At 62.2% G+C, this 5140-nt stretch carries 3 protein-coding genes; 2 read left to right on the forward strand and 1 reads right to left on the reverse strand.

The genetic code is table 11. The features are described from left to right. Together VIH17_11840 and VIH17_11845 are read left to right on the forward strand one after the other, a co-directional pair. Nucleotides 1-2086 (forward strand): cytochrome b/b6 domain-containing protein (locus tag VIH17_11840; protein ID HEY4683921.1); only part of this gene is annotated, 2086 nt, incomplete at its 5' end. 398 nt (nt 2087-2484) lie between these two features. Beyond that, the gene (locus tag VIH17_11845) at nt 2485-4617 is read left to right on the forward strand and encodes an acetate--CoA ligase family protein (protein HEY4683922.1); all 2133 of its coding nucleotides are present in this window, start codon (nt 2485-2487) and stop codon (nt 4615-4617) included. Between the two features lie 115 nt (nt 4618-4732). Here VIH17_11845 and VIH17_11850 read toward each other — a convergent pair. Further along, a partial coding sequence (locus tag VIH17_11850) for a PDZ domain-containing protein (protein ID HEY4683923.1) occupies nt 4733-5140 on the reverse strand: 408 nt, incomplete at its 5' end.

Here is a 5140-nt window from a genome sequence, read left to right on the forward strand (position 1 = left end):
ATCTCTGTACGTAGATCAGCGCGCGCTGCTGGGGAGCGTCCATGGCAGATTGAGCTGCCAGTCCTGCCACATGGACGCCCGGGGAATGCCGCACAAACCGAAGCTCGCGCCAGTCAACTGTGCCCGTTGCCACGCCGGAAAACCGGACGAAATCCGGCGCGGTGTGCACGGTGTTCTGGGCGAGCAGTCAGCCAGTTGTGTCGCCTGTCATGGAACACATGCCGTTCGGCGTCCCGAATCGGTTGGTACAGCCCTCTGCGCTGCCTGTCACACTCAGGAAGTGAAAGACTATAAGGCAGGTGTCCACGGCCGTTCCGCCGCCAGGGGAAACGGCGAAGCCGCTCGGTGCCAGAGCTGTCATGGTCCGACGCACACCGCGCTTGCTGCGACTGATCCCAACTCAGGCGTGTCCCGGCAAAAACTTCCATTAACCTGCGGCGGGTGTCATAGCAATCCGGCACTGGTGGCACGCTATCACATTCCTATCGCCCGTCCTCTCGAGGCCTATGAGTTGAGCGTGCACGCTCGCGCGATGCGCCAAGGAAAGACGCAGGCGGCCATCTGCTCCGATTGCCACGGCAATCACCTCATCCTGGCTGCCGGCAACCCCGCCGCGAAAATTTATTGGGGAAATGTGCCGGCGACGTGTGGTGCGTGTCACACCAGAATATTTGCTGAGTACAAGGGGAGCGTGCATGGCCGAGCGGTTGCCGCCGGCCTTCGCGACGCTCCCGTATGCACCGATTGTCACGGCGAGCACGACATCCTCGGCCCCGACCAACCCGACGCAGCCATTTCTGCGGCGCGTCTTTCCTTTGCCACCTGTGGCCGGTGCCATGGCGACGAGCGCCTGTCCAGGAAATTCGGCTTTCCTCTAGATCGTCTGCCGAGCTATGCCGATAGCTATCATGGCCTGGCGTCCCGCTCCGGGGCGCTGACGGTAGCCAACTGCGCGAGCTGCCATGGGGTTCACAACATCCTGCCGTCCACCGACCCGCGCTCCTCGGTGAGCAAGGCCAATCTCGCCTTCACCTGCGGAAAATGCCATGCCGACGCGGGCACGCGCTTCGTTGCCGGCCCGGTCCACGTGCTTCCCGCCTCGACAGACAACCCCTGGGTTTATTGGATTCGAAGGATTTACATTTTTCTCATTGTCTTCACCATTGGCGGCATGGTGTTGCACAACGGGCTGGACTTTTTCGCCAAGATGGCCCGCGGTTTTACGCGTCACGTGAACGGGGAAACCGTCGAGCGGATGAACCTCCATTTCCGGATCGCCCACTGGCTGACCATGATCAGCTTTCCGGTGCTGGCCGTTACGGGGTTCGCCTTGAAATTTCCCAACAGCTTTTGGGCTGAGCCGCTGCTCAAATGGGAGAGCCAATTTGCCCTGCGAGGCACCATCCATCGCGTGGCGGCGGTCATCTTGCTGGCGGGCCTTGGCTATCACTTCGTGCACGTGGCTTTCTCGCGGCGGGCCCGGCGTTGTCTGCAGGGCATCGGAGTCCGCTATACCGACGTACGCGATCTCCTGCGCGCCATCGGCTACAATCTTGGCTGGAGTAACCGCCGGCCCCAATTCGGAAAATTCACTTATGGCGAGAAGGCGGAATACTGGGCCTACATGTGGGGCTCGCTGGTGATGACGCTAACCGGATTTCTGCTCTGGTTTGAGGATTTCGCTCTGCGCCACTTCGGAAAAATCGGAACAGACATCGCAACGCTCGTGCACTACTACGAAGCTATTCTGGCCACGCTGGCGGTCATCGTCTGGCATCTCTATACGGTCATGTTTGACCCGGAAGTGTATCCCATGGAGTGGAGCTGGTGGCATGGAAAGGTCTCTCTCGACCACATGAGGCATCTCCGGCCAGCGGGCTATCCTCCTGGTGAGCCGAAAATCGAAACTCGAATGGTTCGGCCGCGCTCACCACAAGAAGCGAAACTCGAAAAGCCGGCTATGTCGCCGCTGCTCCGGCCTTCTGGAGAGCCCGAATCGGAAGAGTCCAAAAAAGAAGCCGCGATCACCACAAGCGGGGACGACCCCGCTCTGCCGCCGGGCCCGGAAAAGGAGTCGAAGAAATGACTCGATGCGCTACCTGTGGAATGCAAGTGGACCCTTCGCGGGCCTTGCGTCTCGCTGAGGGTGGAACCACTTTGTTCTTTTGCTCGCCGGGCTGCCGGGCCATCTATCTTCAACAACGGTCCCGGCGCACCGGAACGGGCCGGGCTCCGACGCGCCGCCCTCGCCCTGAGCCTGCCACGGCGGGCCGAACAGATCGCCGGCGCAACCATCCCCAAAGGCCGGGCTGACCCGCCAGCAACAGGGCGGGAGACCCCGGCAGGTAAAAGTATGCCTGGATTCCAGACCATTCTTTGCCCCAGTGACTTCTCAGAGTTTTCCGGCCGGGCGCTCCGGTGGGCGGCTACATGGGCGGCTCGGGAGAAGGCGCGGGTGGAAAGTGCCCCCAGGATGCTTTGAACATGAGTTCCCCTTTGGATGCCATTCTCCGGCCGAAGTCGGTGGCGGTAGTTGGCGCCTCGGCTCGGCAAAACTCTTTGAGCTACCAGATCTTGCACAATTTGATCGAATACGGTTTCACCGGCCTGATCTACCCGGTCAATCCGAAGGCTCAAGTTCTGCACTCGATGAAATGCTATTCCTCGGTGGCGGCGATCCCTGAGCCGGTGGATCTGGCGATCCTGGTGGTGCCGCGTGATGCTGTGCTGGAGGCGGTGGACGACTGCGGCAGGAAGGGCGTCAAAGGACTGGTGGTGATCACCGCCGGTTTCAAAGAGACCGGCCCGGAGGGAGCGAAGCTCGAAGCCGAGCTTAAGCAAAAATTGGGCATCTATGGCATGCGCATGGTCGGCCCGAATTGCATGGGCGTGATCAATACCGACCCGGATTGCCGCCTGGACGCTACCTTTTCCCCGACTTTTCCGCTCGACGGCAACGCGGCCTTCGTTTCGCAATCGGGCGCCCTGGGGGTTGTCATTTTGAATCTTGCCCGCGAGGTGAATCTCGGCCTTTCCTATTTCATCAGCATGGGGAACAAGACCGACACCTCCGGCAACGATTTTCTCGAGTATTGGGCCGAGGACCCCCGCACCAACTTGATCTTGATGTACCTGGAATCCTTCGGCAACCCGCGGAAGTTTGTGCAGATTACCCGGGCGCTGACCAAGCAGAAGCCCATCCTGGTGGTGAAATCGGGCCGGACGGTAGCCGGGGCCCGCGCCGCCGTTTCTCACACCGGCGCCCTGGCCGGCACCGACGTCTTGATTGATGCCATGCTCGATCAGTGCGGTGTGATTCGCGCTGGGTCGGTGGAAGAACTTTTTGACCTGGGGATTGCCTTTGCCAAAAATCCCTTGCCGGAAGGGAACCGCGTCGCCGTGCTGACGAACGCGGGCGGCCCGGCGATCCTGGCCACCGACGCGCTCGTCGGCCATGGGCTGAAGATGGCCTCCCTTCTGCCGGAAACGACGCGGCGACTCAAGCAACGCCTCCCCGCCGAGGCGGCGGTGATAAATCCAGTGGACATGTTGCCGGCCGGCGATGCCCCGATGTACGAGTACGCCAGCGACTTGCTTCTTCGCGACCCGGGCGTGGACTCGCTGGTCGTCGTGTTTGTGCCGCCGCTGATGGTGCACGCCATGGATGTGGCCCGAGCGGTGGAAAGCGTTCGCCGACGCTACGCCAAGCCCATGGTCGGCGTGTTTATGGCGCCGGAAGAATTTCGCGCCGAGCTGCGCCAGGCCATGCCCGACCACATGCCGATGTATCCCTTCCCGGAAGCAGCCGCCCGCGGCCTGGCCGCGCTCGAGCGCTACCGCCATTGGCGCGCCAAGCCCCTCGGCCAGGTACGCCACTTCCACCTGAACCGGGAACGGGTGGCCACCGTCTTCGAGCGAGTGCGGGCGGCCGGCCGGGCTCAACTTCACCTTGATGAAGCCTTCGCGGTGGCGGAAGCTTGTGGCATCCCTCTTGCCCGCTACAAGGTTTGTCATTCCGCCGAGGCAGCCGAGAAGGCAGCCGCCGAAATCGGTCTTCCGGTGGCGCTGAAGATCGCTTCCGGAGATGTCGTTCACAAGACCGAGGCGGGCGGCGTGGCGCTGGGGCTCGCGACCGCCGAACAAGTCACCCGCGCCTACGCGGGCATGGTTCGGCAAGCTCACCACAAGTTGGCCCCGCCGGGCGGGGAGGGCCGAGTCATTGTGCAGGCGATGGTGCCCGGCGGGCTCGCCCCGCACTCTGCGGGGCGAGAAACCATTCTCGGCGTGACCGCGGATCCGCATTACGGTCCGGTGCTGATGTTTGGCCTGGGAGGTATTTTTGTGGAGACGTTGCGCGACGTTGTGTTCCGCATGGTTCCCATCACCGACGCCGATGCCGACGAGATGATCCGCCAGATTCGCGGCCATGCCTTGCTCGAAGGCGTCCGGGCCCAACCGCCGGTGGCCTTCGGCATCCTGCGCGAATCCCTCGAGCGCCTCTCCCAGCTCGTCGCCGAATTTCCGGAAATCGTCGAGGTGGACATCAATCCCTTTTTCGCTTCTCCCGACCCGCAAATGTGCCGGGCCGTGGACGTTCGCATCCGCATCAATCTCTAGTGTAGCGCCGCCGTCCCGGCGGCCATTTCAAGAGGAATCGCAGATCATGCCGGCAGGGTCCGGTTTTTGGACTCCGACGGAGTCCACCGGACTCCAGAAATCGGAGATGCCGGCGCTACTTGCGTTGGGCCAGCGTCACATCGGCGGCGATGGTCTGATTGCCGCGCAGCACCTTGACGTGGACCAGATCGCCCACTTTGTGCCGGCGCAGGCCGTAGGTGAAGTCGTAAAGGTTCTTGACGGGTTGACCATCAAATTCAATCAAGATGTCGCCGGCCTTTAATCCCGCCTTATCGGCGGGGCTGCCGGGGCGAACATCGGCAAAGCGCACTCCGTTCGGAATTTCTTCAAAGTCCGGAATGGATCCAAAATAGGCCCCGTATCCGCCGCCACCGCCGGCAGCCGCGGGGGCTGCTTCCTGAACGCGCACGTAGGCCGGCCGCGTTTCAAGATTGTCCAACGCGAGCGTCACCGAGGCGACAAGCTCGGCCACTCTTGCTTCGGAAGCGGAATCGATCTTGTC

Source organism: Candidatus Acidiferrales bacterium, assembly GCA_036514995.1.
In the GTDB taxonomy this organism is placed as follows: domain Bacteria; phylum Acidobacteriota; class Terriglobia; order Acidiferrales; family DATBWB01; genus DATBWB01.